This window comes from Candidatus Leptofilum sp. (assembly GCF_965223285.1).
Classification (GTDB): domain Bacteria; phylum Chloroflexota; class Anaerolineae; order Promineifilales; family Promineifilaceae; genus Leptofilum.
Window position 1 is genome coordinate 459,962 of the sequence record NZ_OZ244997.1, and the last position, 21,866, is coordinate 481,827.

Annotated in this window: 21 protein-coding genes, 2 tRNA genes and 1 pseudogene; 16 read left to right on the forward strand and 8 right to left on the reverse strand. The window is 51.6% G+C overall.

Annotated elements, in window-relative coordinates; translation table 11 throughout:
• Positions 1-938: 938 nt before the first annotated feature.
• From ACOQPU_RS02560 to ACOQPU_RS02570, 3 genes are all read right to left on the reverse strand, one after another.
• Entirely contained in the window at positions 939-2,150 is a 1,212-nt protein-coding gene (locus tag ACOQPU_RS02560) for a hypothetical protein (protein WP_420643567.1), read from the reverse strand.
• A 107-nt stretch (positions 2,151-2,257) separates the two neighbouring features.
• Complete coding sequence (locus tag ACOQPU_RS02565) at positions 2,258-2,566, reverse strand: hypothetical protein (protein WP_420643568.1); 309 nt, start codon at positions 2,564-2,566, stop codon at positions 2,258-2,260.
• A 253-nt stretch (positions 2,567-2,819) separates the two neighbouring features.
• Positions 2,820-3,503: a Crp/Fnr family transcriptional regulator gene (locus ACOQPU_RS02570; RefSeq protein WP_420643569.1), complete on the reverse strand. Its 684-nt coding sequence runs from the start codon at positions 3,501-3,503 to the stop codon at positions 2,820-2,822.
• Positions 3,504-3,641: 138 nt separating this feature from the next.
• Between ACOQPU_RS02570 and ACOQPU_RS02575 the strand changes: the two genes are divergently transcribed.
• The 5 genes from ACOQPU_RS02575 to ACOQPU_RS02595 all read left to right on the forward strand — a co-directional run bounded on the left by ACOQPU_RS02575 (position 3,642) and on the right by ACOQPU_RS02595 (position 9,127).
• Positions 3,642-4,517, forward strand: a complete 876-nt coding sequence (locus tag ACOQPU_RS02575) for a hypothetical protein (protein WP_420643570.1) — start codon at positions 3,642-3,644, stop codon at positions 4,515-4,517.
• Between the two features lie 151 nt (positions 4,518-4,668).
• On the forward strand, positions 4,669-5,562 hold the full coding sequence (locus ACOQPU_RS02580) for a rhodanese-related sulfurtransferase (RefSeq protein WP_420643571.1): 894 nt from the start codon (positions 4,669-4,671) through the stop codon (positions 5,560-5,562).
• A 64-nt stretch (positions 5,563-5,626) separates the two neighbouring features.
• The gene (locus ACOQPU_RS02585) at positions 5,627-6,310 is read left to right on the forward strand and encodes a response regulator transcription factor (protein ID WP_420643572.1); all 684 of its coding nucleotides are present in this window, start codon (positions 5,627-5,629) and stop codon (positions 6,308-6,310) included.
• A complete protein-coding gene (locus tag ACOQPU_RS02590) occupies positions 6,311-7,663 on the forward strand; it encodes a sensor histidine kinase (protein ID WP_420643573.1) in 1,353 nt (450 codons plus the stop codon).
• A 618-nt stretch (positions 7,664-8,281) separates the two neighbouring features.
• Positions 8,282-9,127, forward strand: coding sequence for a BRO family protein (locus ACOQPU_RS02595; RefSeq protein ID WP_420643574.1), 846 nt, complete (start codon positions 8,282-8,284; stop codon positions 9,125-9,127).
• Positions 9,128-9,294: 167 nt separating this feature from the next.
• Here the strand turns inward: ACOQPU_RS02595 and ACOQPU_RS02600 are convergent, their stop codons facing one another.
• Positions 9,295-11,526, reverse strand: a complete 2,232-nt coding sequence (locus ACOQPU_RS02600; protein WP_420643575.1) for a hypothetical protein — start codon at positions 11,524-11,526, stop codon at positions 9,295-9,297.
• Positions 11,527-11,609: 83 nt separating this feature from the next.
• Between ACOQPU_RS02600 and ACOQPU_RS02605 the strand changes: the two genes are divergently transcribed.
• The 5 genes from ACOQPU_RS02605 (at position 11,610) to ACOQPU_RS02625 (ending at position 14,737) form a co-directional block, all read left to right on the forward strand.
• On the forward strand, positions 11,610-12,092 hold the full coding sequence (locus tag ACOQPU_RS02605; RefSeq protein ID WP_420643576.1) for a hypothetical protein: 483 nt from the start codon (positions 11,610-11,612) through the stop codon (positions 12,090-12,092).
• 1 nt (position 12,093) lies between these two features.
• Positions 12,094-12,891 (forward strand): alpha/beta fold hydrolase, encoded by a 798-nt coding sequence (locus ACOQPU_RS02610; RefSeq protein WP_420643577.1) that lies wholly within the window; start codon positions 12,094-12,096, stop codon positions 12,889-12,891.
• A 12-nt stretch (positions 12,892-12,903) separates the two neighbouring features.
• Positions 12,904-13,665 carry a class I SAM-dependent methyltransferase gene (locus tag ACOQPU_RS02615; protein WP_420643578.1) on the forward strand — a complete coding sequence of 254 codons (762 nt, stop codon included), beginning with the start codon at positions 12,904-12,906 and terminating at the stop codon, positions 13,663-13,665.
• Positions 13,662-14,420, forward strand: a complete 759-nt coding sequence (locus tag ACOQPU_RS02620) for a 3-hydroxyacyl-CoA dehydrogenase family protein (protein WP_420643579.1) — start codon at positions 13,662-13,664, stop codon at positions 14,418-14,420. The genes ACOQPU_RS02615 and ACOQPU_RS02620 overlap by 4 nt, the downstream gene beginning before the upstream one ends.
• Positions 14,421-14,485: 65 nt before the next feature.
• Entirely contained in the window at positions 14,486-14,737 is a 252-nt protein-coding gene (locus ACOQPU_RS02625; RefSeq protein ID WP_420643580.1) for a hypothetical protein, read from the forward strand.
• An 87-nt stretch (positions 14,738-14,824) separates the two neighbouring features.
• Here the strand turns inward: ACOQPU_RS02625 and ACOQPU_RS02630 are convergent.
• A pseudogene (locus tag ACOQPU_RS02630) lies at positions 14,825-15,043 on the reverse strand (Rdx family protein); the annotation flags it as partial.
• A gap of 219 nt (positions 15,044-15,262) precedes the next feature.
• Between ACOQPU_RS02630 and ACOQPU_RS02635 the strand changes: the two are divergent.
• The 4 genes from ACOQPU_RS02635 (at position 15,263) to leuS (ending at position 18,997) form a co-directional block, all read left to right on the forward strand.
• Positions 15,263-15,335, forward strand: a tRNA-Ala gene (locus tag ACOQPU_RS02635).
• Positions 15,336-15,740: 405 nt separating this feature from the next.
• Positions 15,741-15,813: transfer RNA gene (locus ACOQPU_RS02640), tRNA-Ala, on the forward strand.
• Between the two features lie 146 nt (positions 15,814-15,959).
• On the forward strand, positions 15,960-16,550 hold the full coding sequence (locus tag ACOQPU_RS02645; protein ID WP_420643581.1) for an alpha/beta fold hydrolase: 591 nt from the start codon (positions 15,960-15,962) through the stop codon (positions 16,548-16,550).
• Between the two features lie 2 nt (positions 16,551-16,552).
• Positions 16,553-18,997 carry a leucine--tRNA ligase gene (gene leuS / locus ACOQPU_RS02650; RefSeq protein WP_420643582.1) on the forward strand — a complete coding sequence of 815 codons (2,445 nt, stop codon included), beginning with the start codon at positions 16,553-16,555 and terminating at the stop codon, positions 18,995-18,997.
• A 97-nt stretch (positions 18,998-19,094) separates the two neighbouring features.
• On the opposite strand, the gene ACOQPU_RS02655 is transcribed toward leuS, so the two are convergent.
• The 3 genes from ACOQPU_RS02655 to ACOQPU_RS02665 form a co-directional block, all read right to left on the reverse strand.
• Positions 19,095-19,436 (reverse strand): DUF7670 domain-containing protein, encoded by a 342-nt coding sequence (locus ACOQPU_RS02655; RefSeq protein ID WP_420643583.1) that lies wholly within the window; start codon positions 19,434-19,436, stop codon positions 19,095-19,097.
• A gap of 79 nt (positions 19,437-19,515) precedes the next feature.
• Positions 19,516-20,100, reverse strand: coding sequence for a nitroreductase family deazaflavin-dependent oxidoreductase (locus ACOQPU_RS02660; protein WP_420643584.1), 585 nt, complete (start codon positions 20,098-20,100; stop codon positions 19,516-19,518).
• A gap of 2 nt (positions 20,101-20,102) precedes the next feature.
• The gene (locus tag ACOQPU_RS02665) at positions 20,103-20,483 is read right to left on the reverse strand and encodes a DUF7670 domain-containing protein (RefSeq protein ID WP_420643585.1); all 381 of its coding nucleotides are present in this window, start codon (positions 20,481-20,483) and stop codon (positions 20,103-20,105) included.
• Between the two features lie 58 nt (positions 20,484-20,541).
• On the opposite strand from ACOQPU_RS02665, the gene ACOQPU_RS02670 reads away from it, so the two are divergent.
• Positions 20,542-21,204 carry a GNAT family N-acetyltransferase gene (locus ACOQPU_RS02670; protein ID WP_420643586.1) on the forward strand — a complete coding sequence of 221 codons (663 nt, stop codon included), beginning with the start codon at positions 20,542-20,544 and terminating at the stop codon, positions 21,202-21,204.
• A 118-nt stretch (positions 21,205-21,322) separates the two neighbouring features.
• Complete coding sequence (locus ACOQPU_RS02675; protein WP_420643587.1) at positions 21,323-21,850, forward strand: pentapeptide repeat-containing protein; 528 nt, start codon at positions 21,323-21,325, stop codon at positions 21,848-21,850.
• Positions 21,851-21,866 lie beyond the last annotated feature (16 nt).

The window sequence follows — 21,866 nt, forward strand, 5'->3', positions numbered from 1 at the left end:
CGTAGATTTCAAAAGTCTTGGAGTACTTTGGGATCGACACAATGATCAGTATGACTTTTGAATTTTTTCCCAGTGTCAGCGCGTAAAATCAGTGAATTCAATAGATCACCCGTCCACCTCTGTTGTCCCCGGATATTATTAGGTCACATATAATTCTGCAAAGTTGCGCGTCGTTTAGGCATCGAGCAGGCGATTCGCCTCTATCCAAGCAGTCAATTAAACTAAGGTAACAGCCCCTGGCGCACTCGTAGTCGTCGGGCCAGTCGCCACCTGTGTCGTTTCGCCTACGCAATTCGATAGTATTCGGCTGATCACTACATCCACATTTACAGTCTCTTTCCTCTATCTGCTGCAAGTTTTGAGCCTTTATAAGGCTTGCCTGGATACGCGTATAGTTAATTTCAGCAGAAGACTTGACGTACAATATTGTTGGGTGGTCATTTTCCTCTGCATCCGTGAAGTGAACAATATCTTCCCGACGAATGTCCATATAACTGGATGCTGTAAGAGATGGATAAACTCTAACAAGGCCATCGGGGGCTTCAGCTATGAAACCTTTAACTGTGGTGAGGTTACTGTCGTGTCCTTGATTGTGGAGTTCCTTTAGAATAGGATTTAATTTTGGATGTTTATTATTAGTCATGGTTTCTCCCATCAGAATATGATTATAGGAAATGATTGCAAGGTAGACTATATAGCATCTTGCGGTGAAAAGGGATTTGGCTAACTGCTATTTATCCTGTCTGTGAAGGCAGAGAATTTGCTTGACTGAACCTGAAATCTGGTGCTGATTAGTACTGGAGGGTTAAGATTAATCCTATTTTACACCATCTTAAAATTTCGCAAAGTCCTCATAAACCTCTCCGGCCCTCACAAGTTTGTATTTCAGTATTGAAATGGTACAACTTGCTTCTAAAGGGTGTAACATGTTACGCAAACTAATCGGTGGGGGAAACGGCCGTATCCACGTGCTCATCCCCAAAAACTGGATGAAGAATGCGCCATAGCTCCACCACAATCGGCATGATGGCAATGGTCCACAGCCCATAAGCCAGGCCGTGCCAGACGCCGCCATTTTCCACAAAAATGCTTACCCAAAGTGCCACCCCACCCACATGCACGGCGATTAAACTGAGCCAACTGCCACCCAGAGCCGCCTCAGCTTCCGGCTGGAACAGCCGCCGAGCAAAGTAAGGGATGATGGCAAAGCCAAATTGCAGCACCCAGCCGTAAATTAATGCTTGTGGGGCGTTGGCTTCAATGCCCGCACCGGGGAAGCCGGGAACTTGCAGGATGATTAGCGGCGCAATCAACACGGGAGCCAGGAACCAAAAGTAGGCGGTGAGCAGATGCCACAAGCCCGGCTTGGCCCACTGCGCCCGATCGCCCCAAACTGGCTTGATGATGTTGAGCAGCAGCCAAATCGTGGCACTTAAATGCAGCACCAATCCCGGTACGGTGAAGTAAAGGGAGCTAAACCACGGCCCCAGCACCAGCCCTAACGCTCCCAGGCTCATCATCCAGTAGATTTTGTTGAGCGAATTGGGCCAGTGGAACGGCCGTTTCATCACCCTTGGGTACAACTCGATTAGCAACCCAGCAAACACAAGCGACATCAACCCCCAATTGTTGGCGTGGATGTGAACCTCAATTGGAACCTGAATTGCCAGCACGTCGCTCCAACCAAGCCACAGGCCGGTGCCCACGATGATGCCCACCAGGAAGAAGCCCAAGCCCGTAAGGTAAAAGCGGTTTGGCAAGCTGAGCGTGGCGCGATTGGCGGGACGCAGTTGGTAAAGCTGGTGTCCCAACAGCAGCGTGGCCGCAAAAATGAGTGTACCGCCCACAAAAATGAGCACCTGGTTGACAATAGGAATGCCCGCCAGCAGAAGCATAAGCCCAGCGTTGAGCAGCAGCCAGATATCTAGCCGGGTGCGCGGTTTTGGTAAGCTGGCTCGTTTGGCGGCTAGCAAGGGGAGCAAGCCAAATAGCAGCTCTGTCAGTGCACCAAGGGTGATGAAGTGAACGCGCAGCCAGCGCAATCCATTCACCCAGGGGATGATGGTCCAACTGGTGAGGGCCGCATCAAGTGCCGTTAAACCAGCAACGGCCAGGAACAAAAAGGTCATTAAAAAGTAAAGATTCATCATTTCTCCTTTTGAAATCCGCAGATTTCACAGGCTTGTGGTGAGCGTAGCCGAACCATTGGCGCAGATTTTTCTCTTATTCTTTGCGCCCTCGTGCCTTTGCGTGATTTTTATGGTTTCGGTTGGTGCTTTGGTAGTTGGTTGATTTGCTCACGGGCGAGGCTGATCTGGACGGTACGGCCGTACACCCCCACAACTTTTTCCAATGGCACCAGCCGGTAATCCGGCAGTTGGCAGCAAAGGATGAGATGAGTCGGTTGTTTGGTACGGTCGTCTAGCAAAATTGCCGCCAGTTCACCAACCAATTCGCCTTCGCTGCTTTGGATGGCCATGCCACGGGAAACGGCCGTTTCCACTATCGCCCCGCACGCCAAACAAACCTGTGCCTCAATCGTCAGCTTTTCCACCATTTCAGCCACCAAGCCACACCTCGTATTTTTCACTGCAGAGGGCGCAGAGAGCGCAGAGGTTGGGTTGAGACGATATAAAACTCCGCGTACTTCGCGATCTCTGCGGTTTTTCCTTTTACAGTTGGCAGGATAGGGGAAATGGCATGAAGATGCGCCGACTTTTGTCGGATTTACAACTATTTGTCAACAATGGGTGGCTTTGGGAATAAAAGGTGTCGTGGGCTGGCCAGTTCTCTGCGCCTCCGCGACTCTGCGCTAAATTTTATGTGGCGATGTCTGCCAGAGCAGCGGCATCTAAAATGTGGATTTGGTGACGTTCCACCTGGATGAGGCCATCTTGCTCTAGCTGGCGCAGGGCGCGCTGCACCACATCTGGCACGGTGCCTAAACGCGCCGCCAGCTCAGATTGCGTGTACCAGCGGGGCCGCGACAATACCCCACCCACCGCGCCATCGCTGATCAAGCGAGCCAGCCGCCCGGTGACTGGGCGCAGCGACAAGTCGGCAACGAGGGTCACCAGATGGAGCACCCGCTCCGCCATTTTGGCAATGGCGTGCTGAGCAAAATCCGGGTTTTGGCGCAGGGCGTGGTTGAGTGCCTGCCGGGGCAGCAGCCAGACGTTAGCCGTTTCCAGGGCAATAGCCGTGGCTGGATTGGGCTGGTTGGCAAAGACGACGATTTCGTTGAAGGTGTCGCCCGGTTCCATAAAGCGCAGCACTTGTTCGCGACCGGCTGGGTTGCTTTTGACTATTTTGACCCAGCCCGTTTGCAAAAAATAGAGGCCAGTGGCTTGCTCTCCCTCCAAGAAGATGATTTCGCCGGGGTCGTAGGTACGCCGAACGGCCGTTTGCACCAGTTCAGTCAGGGTTAATTCAGGTAGTCCCGCAAAAAAAGAGAGCGTTTGCAGCTGGTTGGCCAGCTCGCTAGGGGAATGTTTAGCAGACATGCAACGATTATACGAATTTTACGAATTTGCTAAAAGTTCTTCACAATTTCTGAACATCTTATTGCTAATCTCTGTTCATCGGCCAAACAAAAGGCTGACTTTTAACAAAGAATTTTAGAAACGTTCGGAGGTAAAGTAATGAACAGAAGTAAATTTGTAAAGTTTGGTGGAATTTTGATTGTACTGTTGGCGTTAGCAGCTTTGGTGGGTAGCTCACTCACCTTTGCCCAGGATGAGCCAGACACAGACGACACGGTAACCATTCCTGAGGATGGCAGTGAAACGGAAGATAGGCGTCCCAACGGCCGTTTCGGACACCACGGCCCGCGCGGTTTGAAAGGTCACATTGACCGCGATGAAGCGCAGGCGTTGCTCGCTGACGAATTGGGCGTGACGGTGGATGAGCTAGAAGCTGCCCACGATGCCGCTAAAGACGCGCTAGAAGCTGAAGACGGCCGTCCTAACCGTGACGAGATGAAAGAGTTAATTGCCACCGAGCTAGGCGTCACTGTTGAAGAGCTGGAAGCTGCTCGTGATGTCGTCATGGAAACTTTGCTGGCGCAATTGGTGGAAGATGGCGTCATCACTCAGGAAGAGCTGGATGAGATGCTGGCGATCCAGGAACTGCGCGGCCTCCCTCAGGAAATCTTTAGCCGCGACGACGCCCAGGCTGTCATTGCCGAGGCCTTGGGTCTGACGGTGGAAGAGCTCACCGCCGCCCGCGACGACGGCACGCGCTTGCCAGAGTTGGCCGAGGAGCAGGGTGTGGACATGGAAACGCTGATGACGGCCGTATCTGATGCACGCACTGCTGCCATTGAAGCGGCCGTAGCAGATGGCATCATCACCCAGGAGCAGGCCGACATCCTGCTGAGCCATGAAGGACGTGGCTTTGGCAGACGCGGTCATGGTCATGGCGGGCACGGCGGCCCACGGGGCGGTGGCCCCCGCGGTGGCAGCTTTGGTTCTGGAAACGGTAATGGCCTTGGCAATCCCGCCGGCCAGGGTGCTTAATTAAATACGTGAGTGGGCGTTGAACAGTCCCTCACACTCCTTGATTCAAGCGTGTCATCTTTGAACCATTCAAATGATGACACGCTTTTTGCCTTGAGTTATAGTGGTGGAAAATAGATGATTGGCACCGGGTTAACTTTCGAGGTTTAGCATGTCTTTATTTGTGATTGCTGCGTTTTATAAATTTGTGGATCTGCCAGATTATCGTGAACGGCAACGGCCGTTGCGCGAATTCTGCACTGCCCAGGAGGTCAAAGGCTCCATTTTGCTAGCGGCCGAAGGCATTAATGGCACCATTGCTGGCAGCCGCCAGGGGATTGATACTGTGCTGGCTCATTTGCGCCAGGATGCTGCCTTTACCGGCCTCAGCCATAAGGAATCCCAAGCCGAGTTTATGCCCTTTGGCCGGATGAAAGTGCGGCTCAAGCGGGAAATTGTCAACCTCGGTAGACCAGACATCACCCCAAACAAGCAGGTAGGGCAATACGTTCCTGCCGCCGAATGGAATGCGCTCATCAGCGACCCCGAGGTTGTTTTGATAGATACCCGCAACGATTTTGAGGTGGAATTAGGTACATTTAAGGGGGCAATTAACCCAAAAACGGCCGCTTTCAACCAGTTCCCCGAATTTGCGCAGCAAAATTTAGACCCGCGCCGCCACAAAAAAGTAGCCATGTTTTGCACTGGCGGCATCCGCTGTGAAAAGGCCACGGCTTATATGCTGGAGCAAGGGTTTGAAGAAGTCTACCATCTTGAGGACGGTATTCTGAAATATTTGGAACAGGTGCCACCAGAGCAAAGTATGTGGCAAGGCAACTGCTTTGTCTTCGACGAGCGCGTAACAGTGAACCATCAGTTGCAGCCAGCCCCGGTAGAGCTTTGCCCCATGTGCAAAACGGCCGTTCAGCCCCAGCATCGCACCTCGCCCAAATACGAATTTGGCGTCTCTTGCCCCACCTGTGCCGATGATCTGACGGTGGAACAAATCGAACGCGCCCGTGAAAAGCAGCACCAGCGAGACCTCGCCGCCGTCCGCGAGGCGTAAATAAAAATCCACAGATTTCACAGATTAAAGGTTCAAAATCTGCGGATAGTTTTTGAGAATTCTTATGAGTAAAACCGTATTAGTGGTTGATGACGAAGCCCGGCTGGTGAATCTGGTGAAGGCGTACCTGGAACAAGGTGGCTTTCGCGTCGTCACGGCCAAAAACGGCCGTGAAGCCCTCTTCATCGCCCGTCAGGAAAAGCCCGATCTCATCTTGCTAGACATCATGATGCCTGAAATGGACGGCCATGAATTTATGCGCGTCCACCGTCAGGAGCGACAAACCCCCATCATCCTGCTCACCGCCAAAGTGGAAGAAGATGACAAAATTATTGGCCTGGAGCTAGGTGCAGACGATTACGTTACCAAGCCATTCAGCCCGCGAGAATTGCTGGCCCGGGTGCGTGCCGTGCTGCGTCGCGGCAATCAGCCTGCCGAAAGCAGCCCCCGGCTGCACGTTGCCAATGTGTCCCTCGATTTGGAACGGTTTTTGGTAGAAGTGGATGGCGAGCGAATTGATCTGACACGCTCTGAATTTGACCTGCTGTCTGTTTTAATGGGCTCGCCCGGCCGTGCTTTCTCCCGGCTCGATCTGCTAGATCGGCTACAAGGCACCACTTTTGAAGGCTCAGAACGCACGATTGACGTACATATTAAAAATTTGCGTTCTAAAATTGAGCCAAATCCGCGAAAACCGCGCTACGTGGAAACGGTCTACGGTGTGGGGTACCGCTTTGCCCTGGAGTAAATGATGTCACGTTCCTTGGCCTTCAAATTGAGCCTCGCTTTTTTACTGGTGAGCCTGGTAGGGATTGCCCTGGTTGCCTTTTTGGCCGGGCGGGTCTCGGCCAACGCGTTCAGCAACTTTGCCGATGCCCAGTCAGACAGCTTATTGATGGAGCAGTTGGTCAAGTATTACGAAATCAACGGCAGTTGGGACGATCTAGATCGTATTGGCATTGGGGGTGTGGGGCCAGGGGATGGGCAGGTACGGCCGTTTCTCGTCATAGACAACCAGGGTGAAATTGTGCTTGGTGGGCTGGGCGAAAATATTGGCAATCGCGTGCCGCGCGGCTGGCTCAATCGCGGTACGCCAATCTTGGTAAATGATGAGCGGGTGGGGCAGCTCATTTTCGCCGAGGGAATGCGGCGCGGTGCAGGGCTACAGCCGCCGCGCAATGATTTTGCGGTGCAGGTGAATCAGACCATCTTTTTGGCCGCTTTAGGAGCAACGGCCGTTTCCCTCGTTATTGGTGTGGTGCTGGCTCGCAGCCTCACCAAGCCATTGCAAGAAATGACCGAGGCAACTCAGGCAGTGGCTCAAGGAGATTTGACACAGCAGGTGCCAGTCCGCTCAGACGATGAGCTGGGCCAACTGGCTGCCTCCTTTAATCAGATGAGTGCCGATTTGTCCTACGCCCGCGATCTGCGCCGCCAGATGACGGCCGACATCGCCCATGATTTGCGTACGCCGCTCAGCCTCATCCTCGGCCACGCTGAAGCCCTGAGCGATGGGGTGCTGCCGCCGACGCCAGAAACCTTCGACGTGATCCATGACGAAGCACGTCGCCTCAATCGGCTGGTGGAAGATTTGCGCCTGCTCTCCCTAGTCGAAGCGGGTGAACTGACGCTGGCCCTGCGGCCCACGTCGCCGCGCAGCTTGCTGGAGCGGGCTGCGCTGGCCCACACGCCCGCCGCCCAGCAAAAGCAGATTGAACTTGCGCTAAACGCCTCCACTAATCTGCCAGACGTGCTGGTTGACCCGGATCGCATAGCGCAGGTGTTGGACAATTTAATTGCCAATGCGCTGCGGTACACACCAGAAAACGGCCGTATCGAACTCACCGCTCAGCCAAGGCAAACGGCCGTTCAACTGCGCGTGCGGGACAGCGGCCCCGGCATGGATAGTGACGAATTGGCAAACGTCTTTGATCGCTTTTATCGGGGGGACAAATCACGCCAGCGGCATGAGGGCGGCTCTGGTTTGGGATTGGCCATTGCCAAATCAATTGTGGAGAATCATGACGGCCGTATCTGGGCCGAAAGCGCATCGGGGCAGGGAGCCACCTTTATCATTGCCTTACCGCTGGCCAGCGGTTGATTCTCATTACCCTTGTTCATCGACAAGTTGTCAGATAAACAGATTCACTCATGCAAAGACGCAAGAGGTAAAACTTAGTGTCTTTGCGCCTTGGCGTGAAATTCACTGACATCTCTTTTATGCACCCTGAGCCTTTAACGCCTTGCCAAAATACATTTAGTCAACATAATATAATGGGGTATGTAAATGACATACTCCTTTGCTTCTGGAAAGGTATTCTTATGACGATACGATCGCCTAAATCGAACGATCAAGTTAACATAATTGCGTATGTGTTTTGCATATGTAATGGATTAGGTTAACATAATCCTATGTGTAAAATGCACACGGAACAAATTAAGGTGCCAAGATGAGTCAATCCGATCAAAAACTTCAGGTTGCCGAGCAAAAGGCGGTTTTATTTTATGATGATGAGATTACGGCCGCTCACCAGCGAAATGATTTGCTTACCGCTAGCAAATAATTTGATGAGCATTTTTGCTTTAAGCGAACTAAATTTGTGACTAGCTCGGATGTGCTACAATTAGCCTTGTGCAAGAAAGCAATTTATAAGGGTAAAAATATTCTGCTGGCTTCTCTGAGAATGGCAATGCGATTTGTTTTACAAAGGTGGTAAAGATGTCCAAAGAACTTCAACCGCTTGATGAATACCAAGGCTTAAGACGAATTTGGGATGAAAGTACGCAGCGCTGGTGGTTTGCTGTCGTAGATGTTGTGGCGCTTTTGAGTGAGGCAACTGACCCTAGTCGCTATTGGGCCGATATGAAACGGCGTGACAAATCAGGACAACTTCTCGCAATTTGCGAGAAGTTCCCTATGAAGAGTCGCAAAAACAATCGCACTTATCAAACTGAGTGTGCTGATCAGGAAGGAATACTGCGCATTTTGCAATCAATCCCCTCGCCCAAAGCGGAACCTTTTAAGCAATGGTTAGCTAAAACCGGCAGCCGCCGTTTAGATGAAATACAGGCTGATCCTCTTGAAGCAGAGCGGGAGAGGTATCGTCTTTTGGGCTACGATGAAGAATGGATTAATGCTCGCATCGGTTCGATAACTACTCGCAACGAATTGACTGATGAGTGGCAGCAGCGCGGCGTGCAGGGACGTGAATACGGCATTCTCACAAATGAAATCCATAAAGGCACCTTCGATAATCTGTCTGTGAAAGCTCATAAAGAGTACAAAGGGGTAAAGAAAGGAAACCTTCGTGATCATATGACACCCCTTGAGTTAGCATTTACGATCTTGGGTGAAGCGTCGACCATTGATGAGGCGAAGGCAAAAGACGCCCAAGGCTTTGATGAAAATAAAAAAGCGGCCAGAAAGGGGGGCAAGAATGCTGGTGTGGCTCGCAAATCGTTTGAGGAAGCATCGGGGAGACCCGTTATTAGCAATAAATCTTACTTAGAAACGCGTAGAAAGTTAGGGGCTGGGGAGGACCCGGAAGACGAGCCACCATTCTGAGTAAGCGTTCGACAATAACTTCACTGAAAAAAGAACTCTTACCACTAGCCAGCCGTTCTCCAAACCAGTAAGTTGAAAACGGCTGGCGACTAAATCATAAAGAACTTCTCGCAATTTGCGAGGAGTTCTATGTGCAAGTGTGGGTCATTACGGAATTTTGGGTAAGTTTACTCCTGGACGGCAAGGTAAAGCGTTTGTTCGGTGGTGACGAAGACGCGGAGGGGCGTTTCGGCGATGGCGAAGTCGCTAATCTGACTGAATAGTTCACTGCCATCAGGGGCAGTGGCACGGTATTGGGCCAGCACCTGCCCTGTGGGTCGGCTAATTTGCACAATACGGCCGCTTCCTGGGTCAGCCACAAAAATAGAGGCATTCAACCCACGCCCCACAATTTCGACAGAGGTTGGAGCTACGAAGGGTGTCAGCAAACCGTTGGCCAGTACGTCAGACTCATCCCATTCCAGGCGGCTGGAGCGGGTGTCATAATAACGAATACGGCCGTCTCGATACAGAAGCACCAAGCCCCCATCCTGACTAAAAATATCAAAGTCAATTACCTGGTTTAGTTCCGGGTCTGCGTCAAAAAAGATGGTGCGATCATCGGCGTTGGCAATGAAATCATCACCGCTGGGGAAATATTTCCAAATAACCCGTGCCCCGATGTCCAAAATATAGAGCCGCTCATCGAAGGTAGAAATAGCGATGGGTGCTTGCCATTGGCTGGCTAAGTCAAGCGGCACGGCAAAGGTGCTGCCTAGATTTGGCTGGTAAGTCAGCAATGCCCCGTTGCTGTCTAGCATGGCCAGCCCGTCTCGGCTGACTGCACTGCCAGCGGGTCGCCAAAACATATCAATGACGCTGCCCACAACACCACTGCCAACGGCTTGCCCATTAAAAAGGCGCGCTTCCGGTTCCAGCGTCAGCGGATTGAGGTATGACTCATCCGTTTCTTGCTCGTAGACCAGCCCGTTGCCTTTGTCCAAAATGAAGATGCCGCCGTTGAAGCCATCACGTAGTTCCACGTGTGTCAGGGCGGTGCCTTCGCTGAATTCGTAATACGGCCGTGCGCTTAACCGCGTAATATCATCTAGTACATCCAGCCGCTGGCGGGCGGTGGCGCGTAGCTGGGCCACCGTGCCGTCGCCGGGGCGCACCTCCGTCTCCGCTTCAACCGCCAGCGCGAGTGCCTCATTGTAATATTGCCGCGCTTGCGCCGAATCTGCACCAACTTGGTCAGCCAGGCTGATGAACTGGCTCATTTCTGTTTGAATTTCTGACAAACGCTGGTTGCGCCCACGCTCTAGATAAACGCCAGAAACGATAACGGCGATGAAGACGGGTATAAAAATGGCGATGAGGATGGGCCAGGTCAGGCTGGTAGGCTCCTCTTCTTCGGCTGGAGCGTCGGCCGTGCGTGGTGGGCGCAGCCGTGAAAGCAAATCCACTAGCCAGGCGGTGAAGGTAGAAAGCCCCAATGCTGCCTGTGAACCAGCTCGGCGGGCCGTTGTTTCTACCTGCTGCCGATCAATAATAGGCAGGGTGCGCGCACTGTCTCTGGCTAGGGTGGTCTGGCTTTCACGGACGGGTTGGGGGAGACGTTCCCCGCTGGTTACAGGATGCGCTACGATCTCTGGATCACGCCGGGGCTGTGGGGTGGGTGCGACCATTTGCCCTTCGCGGGGTCGCGGCACCACCACATCGGGCAAATCCAGCAGCGAATCGTCGTTAAACTCAATCATTAGCAGCCGGGCGGACTCATCCGCCACGATGTCGATTAAGCTATCCAGACCAGATTCGATGTCGGTGTCTACCAATGCTTCGTTGAAATCATCGGTGGGCAGGTGGCTCAGACGGGGATCAGCTAGCAGCATCAGATCGCCAGATTGGAGCCGATGATGGGCGTAGCGAATATCTAGCCCGCTCGTGCGGCCCAGCGGCGTAATGTGGTCTAGCTGGCGGGGTGGCAGCCGCTCGATGCCGAAGTTGTGGCCCAGCAGGGCCAGCGTCTCGCCTGCTTGCAGCGTAAACAGCTCATCCTGGCGCAGCACGGCGCAGGTGATGCCGCCTTCGCGGGCAGTTTCTTTGCTGGTGAGGTTGCGTTGCAGCAGGGTTTGGTTGGCCGTCATGATCGCGCCGCGCAAGGCAGCGGTAAGGCTACCGCTGGTAGCATAAAACTTCTGGCTGATGAGATCGAGCAAATCTTGGGTGAGAACGGCCGTTTCCCCCACATTTCCACTCAAAGTGAGATGCACAAACAGAAAGTCGCGGCTACGGCTGCGGGCAGCTTTACTGGGTGGAGGCTGGACGAGGATGCCGGGAGTCGGCGAGCCAGACGTAACGGTTTGCATTACGCCATCAACGATGTAAAGTTGACCCGTTACAGCTTGTAGTTCAGACATTGGCGTTTGGCATCCTCATGGGTGAAAGTATCTCGACATAAGCATAGCACGACTGTTCCCTGATGACCATTTTTGGAGGCAAAATGATAGCCTTGATTCCCTACCAAAAATTTGAGATTAAAACACGGTTTAGCCAGAATGTTACAGTTGGAAAAGTAGCGGTGTTGGTTGAATCACGTCAAATCATTCGCAGACCTTTTTCAAAAGATCATAAACCATTTGAAGGGGAGATTGAGGGATTCACGTTTAAGATTTCCCGCATTATTCATTACCGGAATAATTTCCTGCCTATCCTTGTTGGGCAAATTGAAGATGATTTAGACGCCACAAAGGTGAAAATCACGGCTCGCCCTAATTTACTGGCTTCCATTTTGCTGCCTGGATTTTTGTTGGCACCTATCTTTTTGACCATATTTGCCGATGAGACAGTGAATGTAGGTTTGTTTTGGCTAATTTATGCTGGAATCTACATCGCCATCGTCGCATCATTTAATTTTGAGTTGAATAAGGCAAAGAAGGTGCTAAACAAGCAGCTTGAGGTAGACAGTTTTTCGATGCCAAAATAGTATGCCAATTGCGAAATTAAAAACCATTTCACTTTATTACGAAGCATATGGCGAAGGGGAGCCGTTGATTTTGCTGCACGGGCTGGGGGCAAGCGGCCGTTCCTGGGAATATCAGCACCAACGGTTTACCGAACAATTTCGAGTGATTTTGGTGGATGTGCGGGGACACGGACGTTCCGATAAACCACCCGGTCCCTACAGCGTTCCCCAACTTGCCGCCGATATTTTTGACCTGCTGGATCATTTGCAAATTGATCAGTTTCACCTGCTTGGCCTCTCGATGGGCGGCATGATTGGCTTCCAAATGGCGGTGGAGCAGCCAGCCCGATTTTACAGCCTGACGGTGGTTAACAGCGGGCCAGAGCTAGTGGCGCAAAATTGGAAAGAGCGGTGGCTAATTGTGCAGCGGCGGCTTGTGCTTAACTTCATGTCTATGGAAAAAATTGGCAATTTTATTGGCGAACGGCTCTTCCCAGAACCACATCAGGCGCATTACAAGGAGCTGTTTGTGCAGCAGATGCGGGAAAATGATCCCAAAGCGTACCGAGCGGTGACGAATGCGCTCATCGGTTGGAGCGTGCGGTCACAGCTAAACCGCATTCAATGCCCCGTGTTGGTCATCAGTGGCGATATGGATTACACGCCAGTGGCCAACAAGGAGGCGTATGTGCGTGAAATGCCCACGGCGCGGCTGCAAGTCATCGAGAACTCCCGCCACGGCACGCCCATAGACCAACCAGATGCATTTAATACGGCCGTTCTCCAATTTCTCCACACAGTCCAACAAAACCGAGTATAATTCGGCCATCGAATGGGACATAATTTGCTGCAACATCAAAACCTTTTTAGCGATAAGTCGGAAATATATTTGAATGCGCGCCCAAGGTATCCTGAAAAACTTTATAGTATCTTGGTGGATCTTTGCGAGAATCATGAACGCGTTTGGGATGCTGCCTGTGGCAATGGTCAGGCGTCAATTGACCTGGCCAACCACTTCACCAAAGTGCTGGCAACAGATATTAGTAATCAGCAAATTGCAAATGCGATTGCCCACCCAAAAGTTGAATATTCAGTCCAGCCATCAGAATCGACCAATTTCAAAGAGAGTTCATTTGATTTGGTATGTGTTGCGCAGGCACTACATTGGTTCGATTTTGAGAAATTTTGGCCCGAGGTTCACCGGGTTCTGAAGCCAAACGGTATTTTTGCAGCTTGGGGATATTCATGGTTCAAGATTTTAGGTGAGATTGATGCCATTATCGAACAGGCATTTATGAAGAAATTGGAGCCTTATTGGGCGAAACAGAACCAGCTTTTATGGGATCATTATATCGATGTACCCTTTCCGTTTTTGCCACAAAATATGCCACCGATTGAAATGAGTATGTATTGGGACCTTAACGAGTTGTTTGCTTATTTACATAGCTGGTCTGCAACTAGACGGTGTATGGCTGCTCAAGGGGATGCGTTTTTTGTAGATTCATATGAAAAGGTTGCTGAAGTGTGGGGGCAACCAGATCAAAAGAGAAAAGTTGTGATGGATTTTTGCGTTATGGCAGGACGATTTGTATGAAGGTAGTGATCGCTGGGGAATCTCCCTTTGTGGAGCAAATGGGCCAGCTTTGCACCCAGGCTGGTCATGATACCGTTCTCTATTTGGTAGAAGATTTCACGTCTGCGCTGCACAGCGGCTTTTCTATGCCGGATGCCGCTGGGGTGGATGTGGCGATTGAACTGCATAATGAATCGGCCGCTGCCAAAGAGGAATTGCTTGTCGCGCTCGGTGCTTTCATTCCGCCCGATGCGCTGCTGCTTACCTCGGCATTGGCTACTAGCACCACGCAAGCTGCCGCCTGGGTTCCCAAGCCGAATCGCGTTGTTGGCTTTGGCGTTGTGCCACCACTGCGCAAAGATAGCGGCATGATCGAACTTGCGGCAGGGTTGGATACGGCCGAATCTAGCCTGGAAAAAGCAGAGAAATTTGTGAACGGGTTGGGGTATGAAACGGCCGTTGTTGCCGATGGCCCTGGCTTGGTACGAGCGCGCACCATTTGCTGCCTCATCAACGAAGCTGCCAGTGCCTTATTAGAAGGCGTCGCCACCCCCGCCGACATTGACCAGGCGATGAAGCTAGGCACCAACTACCCCTACGGCCCGCTGGAATGGGGCGACTATCTCGGTTTGGATACCGTGCTAGGGGTGATGAACGGCCTGTTTAGTGAATGGGGTGAGGACAGATACCGCCCTTCTCCATTGTTGAAACGAATGGTGCTGGCAGGTAGATACGGCCGTAAATCCGGCCAAGGCTTCTTTAAATATGGAGATTAGAGATTGGAGATTGCTTCACCAGAATTCAATCTCTAATCTCCACTCTCCAATCTCTTGTTAACTGCATGGCCATCAAATTTTGCCACATCTGCAACAAAGAAGATCGCTACGGACATGGACACACCAGCAGCCGCGCCCTGGCCAGCGGCATCGTCTGTCCCGTTTGCTTCCAGCCAAGCTGCGGCAACCACCTCGGCACCGTGCGCTGGCGTTGGCGCAGCAGCGGAGAGGTTGATTCCGCACAAGTGTGCAAAGAGTGCATTCGCAGCTACAAACACCGCGATTGGGATCGCTACAGCCGCGACTGGATCACCTAACTAAATGCATCATTCTCGTGCAAATGGAAAGCCATTAGGCAAAAAAATACCCGCTTTTGCAGGTATTTTGTTTCTTATCAAAGCTGGTTATTTTTGAGGATACGGCTCAACACCAGGGCCAATGAGCTCTTTGAACAGCTCCAAAACCTCACCCGGCTCTGCATGGCGGCCGAGCTGCTTTTTAGAGTAGAGCATCTCATCGTTCACCCTGAACTCAAAGGCACCCTTTGTACCCATAATGAACGTAAACTCATTGATAATGTGCTGGTAATTGCTTAGAATATCATCCGCCACACGGACGGCACGTGCTGCATAGTTTCAAGGCACACAATATTCAAGCGCAATCGTGTATTTTTTGTCCATTTATTGCCTCCAAAGCATCATGGTTTTGTTGCAACTTTGCTAAAATCAGGATTCGATTGAACAATAGCAAAAGGCGCAAGATGAGGATAATTTTACCTAGTATAGTAAGGTGTCAGAACCTTGACAACAGGCGGTAGGTAGGCTACGATCCTGCTCGCTCCCGGGCCTGTAGCTCAGCTGGGAGAGTGCTACAATCGCACTGTAGAGGTCAGGAGTTCAAATCTCCTCAGGTCCATCTGCAACGTGGAAGTAAACGCACTTTACAAAAGAAAATAGAAAGGCTGAGAACAGGAGTAGTAGAGGAACAGCAATCGGTAGCCAGTAAACAGTTATCGGTAGATGTGGTAGAGAGTTGGGACATTGGCTGAAAGCCCAACAAAATTTTCTCGAACTCGCCTGGGAGCCGCATTGGGGAACCGGTTTCAGTAATCAGTTTTCGGTAAACAGTAAGCAGTAAGCAGTTTAATTGATTGTTACTGTTCACCGATGTATGGAATACCGATAATCGAATTAACTGGTGACGAGTCGCGCCCGTTACGCGCTAGAGTGGATGGTTGAAATCATTTACGAGTGAAGATTTGCGATTGTCAAGACAGAAAAGTTATTATAAAATCGTTAATCAACAATCGTCAATTGACATGGGCCTATAGCTCAGTTGGGAGAGCGCTACAATGGCATTGTAGAGGTCAAGGGTTCGAGCCCCTTTAGGTCCACTATCATGATATAGAGTTTCGCAGAAACTCCTAAATGCTTTTCCCGGCGGGAAATGCATAACCATCAAAACAGAGTGGTACCGCGGAAGCCCCTGTCGTCTCTGAAAAGACGAGGGGCTTTTTTTTGTATTTGGGTCATTGAGGCAATGGAAGAAATTTTTATCGACACAGAAATAGCAACGATTTTTGCCAAGTCTGCTGGTACACGGGAAAATCCACTGGTGCTGGGTGTGCATGGCTACAGCCAGCGCAACGGCTGGCACACTTGGGAACCGCTTATGCGGCCGTTGGCACAGGTAGGGTTTTGGGTTGTTAGCGTGGATATGCCTGGCTGGGGGCGTACTGTTTTGAAACAGCAAGAACAAAATGTATCTCCGGAAACGGCCGTCTTGCAAATGCTTGATTCATTGGACGTGGATCACGCAATTTTAATGGGTAAGAGTTGGGGCGGCGGTGTTGTCCTAGAAGTGGCTCTAAACCATCCCCAACGTGTAGCAAAATTGATTCTCACTGCCCCGGCACGGCAAAACATTGATCCGCTGCGTGATTTGCAGCAGGCGGTTTTGCTAGCGTGGGCTAAAGATGATCCGGTAATTCCCTATGAGCAAGCTGCTCGTTATGTGGAACGTTTGCCTAACGTGCAGCTCGAAACGTATGATAGTGGCGGGCACAGTGCCGCTCAGAACAATGTGGTAGATTTTGCACCGAAAGCAATTGAATTTTTGACGAGGAAATGACTATGAGCAACTACAGTCCGAACGAAGTCGAGGCCAAGTGGCAACAAAAGTGGGCAGAAACTAGCCTGTATCGCCAAGTAATTGACAAAAGCAAACCGAAGCATTATGCGCTGACGATGCTGCCTTACCCGTCTGGCGACCTGCACATTGGGCATTGGTACGCCATGACGCCATCGGATGCCCGGGCGCGGTTTATGCGTATGCGCGGGTACAACGTACTCTTTCCGATGGGCTTTGATGCGTTTGGACTGCCTGCCGAAAACGCCGCTATTAAGCGGAACATTCATCCTGCCAAATGGACCTTTGCCAACATCGAGCGGATGCGCGGCCAGCTGCGCAGCATGGGGGCAATGTTTGACTGGGAGCGTGAAGCAATCTCGGCATCTCCAGAATATTATCGCTGGACGCAATGGTTTTTTAAGAAGCTGATGGAGCTGAATCTGGCCTACCGCAAGATGTCGGCGGTGGATTTTTGCCCAAATTGCAACACCACCCTGGCGCGGGAGCAGGTGTGGGGCGAGGATCGCCACTGCGAGCGGTGCGGTACGCCCGTCATCAAGAAAGATTTGGAGCAATGGTTTTTCAAGACAACTGATTATGCTGAGGAGCTGCTGGACTTTAGCCAGATTGATTGGCCTGAACGGGTAAAGGTGATGCAGACAAATTGGATCGGCCGTTCTACCGGAGCCGATGTTGTTTTCCACACCGAACAGGGCGATCCAATTGAGATTTTCACCACGCGGCCCGATACGCTGTGGGGGGCCACCTTCATGGTGCTGGCCCCAGAGCATCCGCTGGTGGGCAAACTCACGACGGATGAACAGTTAGAAGCCGTCACTCAATACCGTGAAAATGCACAAAAATTGACCGACATTGACCGGGAAACGGCCGATCGTGAAAAAACAGGCGTCTTCACCGGAGCGTATGCTATCAATCCAGTGAATGAGGCCCGGATTCCCATCTGGATTGCTGATTATGTGCTGATGAGCTACGGCTCTGGGGCGATCATGGCCGTGCCAGCCCACGACGAGCGTGACTTTGAATTCGCTACCCAGTTCGGCCTGGATATCATTGAAGTGATTCGGATGCCGGGGCGTGAGGATAGCGATGGCCCGCTGGAAGAAGCGTACACCTCCAAATACGAAGGGCATTTGGTGAACTCTGGCGAATTTGACGGTACCTCTGTTGCCGAAGCCGTTGAAAAAGTAACCGATTGGTTGGAAGAAAAGGGCATCGGCAAAGGTGCCGTAAATTACCGTTTGCGCGACTGGTTAATCAGCCGCCAGCGGTATTGGGGCGCGCCGATTCCGGTAATTTATTGCCCGGATCATGGGGCAGTGCCCGTGCCGGATGAAGAGTTGCCGGTGATGCTGCCGGAAGACGTGGAGTTTATGCCCACAGGGGAAAGTCCGCTGAAGCTGCATGAAGGTTTCTTGCACACGAACTGCCCCATTTGCGATAAGCCATCGCTGCGAGAAACAGACACGATGGACACCTTTATGTGCTCTAGCTGGTACCAGTATCGTTATCTCAGCCCACATGACGGCGAGCATCCGTTTGACCCCGAAGAAGGGGCTTACTGGCTGCCTGTGGATCAATACACGGGCGGCATCGAACACGCCACGATGCATCTCATCTACACGCGCTTTTTCACCAAGGCGATGCGGGAGATGGGGCTGGTGACGATTGATGAGCCAATGACGGCACTATACAACCAGGGCATGGTGCTGGGCGAGGATGGCGAAAAAATGTCGAAGTCGCGCGGCAACGTGGTGGCTCCAGACGAGTTGGTAAACAAGTTTGGCGCAGATACGGTACGCACCTACCTGATGTTCTTTGCCAAATGGAACCAGGGCGGCCCGTGGAATTATGACGGCATCAAGGGGCCAGAGCGGCTGCTGAATGATGTGTGGGATATTGGCACACACGAATACGCGCCGGGCAACGAGGCTGCCGGGGCGAATCGCAATCTGCGGCGCAAGACGCACCAGGTGATCCGTAAGGTGACCCAGGATTTGGAAGGGTTTTCATTTAACACGGCCGTTGCCGCCATTATGGAGTTACGCAACAGCATTGGTGAGACTAAGAAAGCCAAAAATGTGAGTACGGCCGTCTGGAACGAAGCCGTAGACAGCTTGCTGCTGGTGTTAGCCCCCATCGCCCCGCACATCACTGAAGAGCTGTGGGCGCAGCGCGGGCATGGCTACAGCATCCATGAACAGCCGTGGCCAGCGTGGGACGAAGAAGCAGCCAAAGAGGACAGCATCACGCTGGTGGTGCAAATCAACGGCAAGGTGCGGGACAAAATCGAGACGGAAGCGGGGCAAAATGACGAGGCATTGAAGGAAATTGCGCTGGCTTCCGAGAAGGTGCAGGGCTGGCTAGATGGCAAACCGCCGCGCAAGGTGATTGTGGTGAAAGGGCGGTTGGTGAATATTGTGAAGTAGGATGGTAATTGCGTAATTAGCCAAGTGCCAGTCACCGGGCAAACGATCCTGGTTTATTCAGAATCTTGCGCCCCATGACTGGCGCTTTTTTTGTAAGCTACCTGGACTTTAACGTCACTCGCCAGCTAACCAGGAACAGCAGGCCAAACAGGAACAGCGGGGTGGGAATCGTCCACATACGGCCGTCTGTCATGATAAGGTAGGTAAGTGCCAGCGCAAAGAACAGGGCTGCCCCCACGCGCTCCCAACGCCAGGCAATCAGGATGGCGGCGACGATGATGAAGGTGGGGATCAGGTGCATAAACAGGGCCACCATCGTCTCCCAAAAACTGTATCCCTCACCAAAAACGTCCAGAGCCAACAGGCTGATGAACAATGCAAACAAGATGCTCAGCACTCTAGGTAGCCAGTAAAGCAATTGTTTAGTCTTTGTATTCATCTGTTCCTCCCATAAATGTTTGGCGGTTCCCTTCTCAAACTCTCAGCAGCATAAACAGCCAAACCTCGCGGAAACCCAGTTAATCTTCATCATAAAAACGCTTTAGCCCCACAATTCCCAGTAGAATCGCAACCAGAACGGGCCACACCCAAAGCAAATCGGCCTTGCCTGCGGCGGGCTGCGTTTTAGTAAAGCGAATCAGCCGGTAACTGGCGGTGGCGGTTGCTAATTCTTCATCGGTCATTGTTTTGGGATGTACGCCGGCCGCGGGTGCGGCAAAGCCACTGTTGATGAGCACCTGGCGCAAGATGGGCAGGGCATCTGGTTGGTCAGTAATGTCTTGGGCGTGGGCGTGGAAACGGCCGTCCGGCAGCCAAATCTCCACGTCAGGTTGGGCCAGCAGGTTGCGGTACCAGTGCGAGATTTTGCCGAAGCCTGCCGTGCAGTAAATCTCGCCGTTAGTTTCGGCATAGTTCACAGGCGTCTGGCGCACCTTGCCCGTTTTGTGGCCAATGTGCTGAATCACCATGATCCGCCCGCCCTTGTCTGGCCAGATGTTGATAAATCGTGCCAGCCCCAGCCGCCACATCAGCAGCATAAAATGGTTAAAGCGGCGGAATACCTGCCGCATTGTTTGTTCAGATTGTGGTGAAAGTGTCGTCATGTTTAACCCATCCTCATCTGTTGGCGTGGCCTGCGTTCGCAAAGCCCACAGTACAAAAAGAGCAGCCCCGGTAACGCAAAAATGTAGAACCAGATACCTGTTGGGAAACGGCCGTTGGCCGCATACATCACTTTGTAAAACGCTAGCAGGCTCAGCACCGTCACCGAGCCGCCCAAAATCTCCCAACGCCAGCCCAGCAGCATCCCCACCGTAATCCCCAGTGGGAAGAAGATCAGTCCCCAAATTTCGGTGGTGGTAAGCTGTGCCAGATTCATCTCCTCGCCGAAAAAGAAGAGCAAGAGCAACCCCAGGCTGGCCAAGCTGCCCAGCCGCGCCAGCCAGCGAACAATCAGCACCCTTTGTTTTGATTTTTGTCCGTTCATCTGGTTTTCTCCCGCCCTGATTTTCGTTTACCTCCACTTCCATAGTACATCTTTTGAAATGGGGGAATTAGTGAGGAACGGCCGTTTACTTCGTAACAAACCTCACTTCCCATTCGCCAAAAAAGTAGCCCCCGGCCATAATAGCTGCATGACCAATCAGCCCGTGCCTTCCGTCCCCACAACAATCGAAACCGAACGCCTGCTCATCCGTTGCCCACGCCCCGGCGATGGTAAGGCACTGTTCGATGCCATCATGGTCTCCAGGGAGCATCTGTCTGCCTGGCTCACCTGGGCCAGCTGGCCGAACATCTCCCTCAAGCGTGCCGAAGCCTCGGTGCTGCGGAACCGAGATCGCTACTTGAAAGGTAAAGATATGACAATGTTCATCTTCCTGAAGGAAAGCAACGCGCTTATTGGCGGCAGCGGCCTCCACGACCCGGATTGGCAAGTTCCAAAGTTCGAGATTGGTTATTGGCAGCATGTGGATTATGGCGGTCAGGGCTACATGACGGAAGCAGTCAACGCCATTGCGAGTTTGGCGTTTCAGCAATTGGGTGCCAAGCGATTACAGCTAGAATGTTATCCGCACAATGAACGCAGCATCCGCGTGGCACAGCGATGTGGCTTCCAGCTAGAAGCCCGCTTGTCCAACTATCGCCGCCACCATCATACTAACGTTCTTCACGATTGGCTCATCTTCGTCCGCCTCCCTTCATCGTAGCCGTGGATTTTATTTACTGTTAAACGCGCTAAGAAAGCACGGCTAAAAAATTATGCAACTTGTCACTGGTCACGTCGTATAGCTTGCATCGAGATTTTGCAGATTTCAAGAGGTACGAATGCCCAGATTGCTTGACTTTATTGCTTCAGAAGTGCTCGAAGTTGTCTTTGATCGAGTCATTGAAAAAAGAAAAGAGAAAGCAGATTTCCGAAAACTGGAAGCGAGGATTCGGGAGGAGCATTCCAGAGTGGCTCGGCATTGGGCTGAGCGTGGTAAGCAGCAAAGTCTACGCGGATTTAATCTCACAGGTGCTCATTTGGAAGATGTAGATTTGGCCGAGGCGAATTTGACTGAGGCTAGCTTTCGAAACGCGCATCTGATAAATATTGATTTAAGTGCAGCAAACTTGAATGATGCGGATTTTTCTAGAGCTTGCCTGGAAAATGTCAATTTTGTCAGAGCCAATTTGAGCAAAGTTAATTTTTCAGATGCTTCTTTGCGAAATATTAATTTTGAAAAGGCGAATTTGCGAGATGCTAATTTGTTAGAAGTAAAAGAGATTGAAAATTGTATTTGGAGCGGAGTTTACATAAACTCGCAAACAGAATTAAAGCAAGAGATAAAAACACAAATTGTAGAAAGTTAAATAAGGAGTATGAAAC

Excerpts from the sequence above, each read along its gene's own strand:
- ACOQPU_RS02610 (WP_420643577.1), top strand. The coding sequence starts at position 12,094 with ATGCCAATTGCGAAATTAAAAACCATTTCACTTTATTACGAAGCATAT.
- ACOQPU_RS02645 (WP_420643581.1), top strand. The coding sequence starts at position 15,960 with ATGGAAGAAATTTTTATCGACACAGAAATAGCAACGATTTTTGCCAAG.
- ACOQPU_RS02575 (WP_420643570.1), top strand. The coding sequence starts at position 3,642 with ATGAACAGAAGTAAATTTGTAAAGTTTGGTGGAATTTTGATTGTACTG.
- ACOQPU_RS02660 (WP_420643584.1), bottom strand. The coding sequence starts at position 20,100 with ATGACGACACTTTCACCACAATCTGAACAAACAATGCGGCAGGTATTC.
- leuS (WP_420643582.1), top strand. The coding sequence starts at position 16,553 with ATGAGCAACTACAGTCCGAACGAAGTCGAGGCCAAGTGGCAACAAAAG.
- ACOQPU_RS02675 (WP_420643587.1), top strand. The coding sequence starts at position 21,323 with ATGCCCAGATTGCTTGACTTTATTGCTTCAGAAGTGCTCGAAGTTGTC.
- ACOQPU_RS02670 (WP_420643586.1), top strand. The coding sequence starts at position 20,542 with ATGGGGGAATTAGTGAGGAACGGCCGTTTACTTCGTAACAAACCTCAC.
- ACOQPU_RS02585 (WP_420643572.1), top strand. The coding sequence starts at position 5,627 with ATGAGTAAAACCGTATTAGTGGTTGATGACGAAGCCCGGCTGGTGAAT.
- ACOQPU_RS02560 (WP_420643567.1), bottom strand. The coding sequence starts at position 2,150 with ATGATGAATCTTTACTTTTTAATGACCTTTTTGTTCCTGGCCGTTGCT.
- ACOQPU_RS02580 (WP_420643571.1), top strand. The coding sequence starts at position 4,669 with ATGTCTTTATTTGTGATTGCTGCGTTTTATAAATTTGTGGATCTGCCA.
- ACOQPU_RS02570 (WP_420643569.1), bottom strand. The coding sequence starts at position 3,503 with ATGTCTGCTAAACATTCCCCTAGCGAGCTGGCCAACCAGCTGCAAACG.
- ACOQPU_RS02600 (WP_420643575.1), bottom strand. The coding sequence starts at position 11,526 with ATGTCTGAACTACAAGCTGTAACGGGTCAACTTTACATCGTTGATGGC.
- ACOQPU_RS02620 (WP_420643579.1), top strand. The coding sequence starts at position 13,662 with ATGAAGGTAGTGATCGCTGGGGAATCTCCCTTTGTGGAGCAAATGGGC.
- ACOQPU_RS02615 (WP_420643578.1), top strand. The coding sequence starts at position 12,904 with ATGGGACATAATTTGCTGCAACATCAAAACCTTTTTAGCGATAAGTCG.
- ACOQPU_RS02590 (WP_420643573.1), top strand. The coding sequence starts at position 6,311 with ATGATGTCACGTTCCTTGGCCTTCAAATTGAGCCTCGCTTTTTTACTG.
- ACOQPU_RS02595 (WP_420643574.1), top strand. The coding sequence starts at position 8,282 with ATGTCCAAAGAACTTCAACCGCTTGATGAATACCAAGGCTTAAGACGA.
- ACOQPU_RS02665 (WP_420643585.1), bottom strand. The coding sequence starts at position 20,483 with ATGAACGGACAAAAATCAAAACAAAGGGTGCTGATTGTTCGCTGGCTG.
- ACOQPU_RS02605 (WP_420643576.1), top strand. The coding sequence starts at position 11,610 with ATGATAGCCTTGATTCCCTACCAAAAATTTGAGATTAAAACACGGTTT.
- ACOQPU_RS02655 (WP_420643583.1), bottom strand. The coding sequence starts at position 19,436 with ATGAATACAAAGACTAAACAATTGCTTTACTGGCTACCTAGAGTGCTG.
- ACOQPU_RS02625 (WP_420643580.1), top strand. The coding sequence starts at position 14,486 with ATGGCCATCAAATTTTGCCACATCTGCAACAAAGAAGATCGCTACGGA.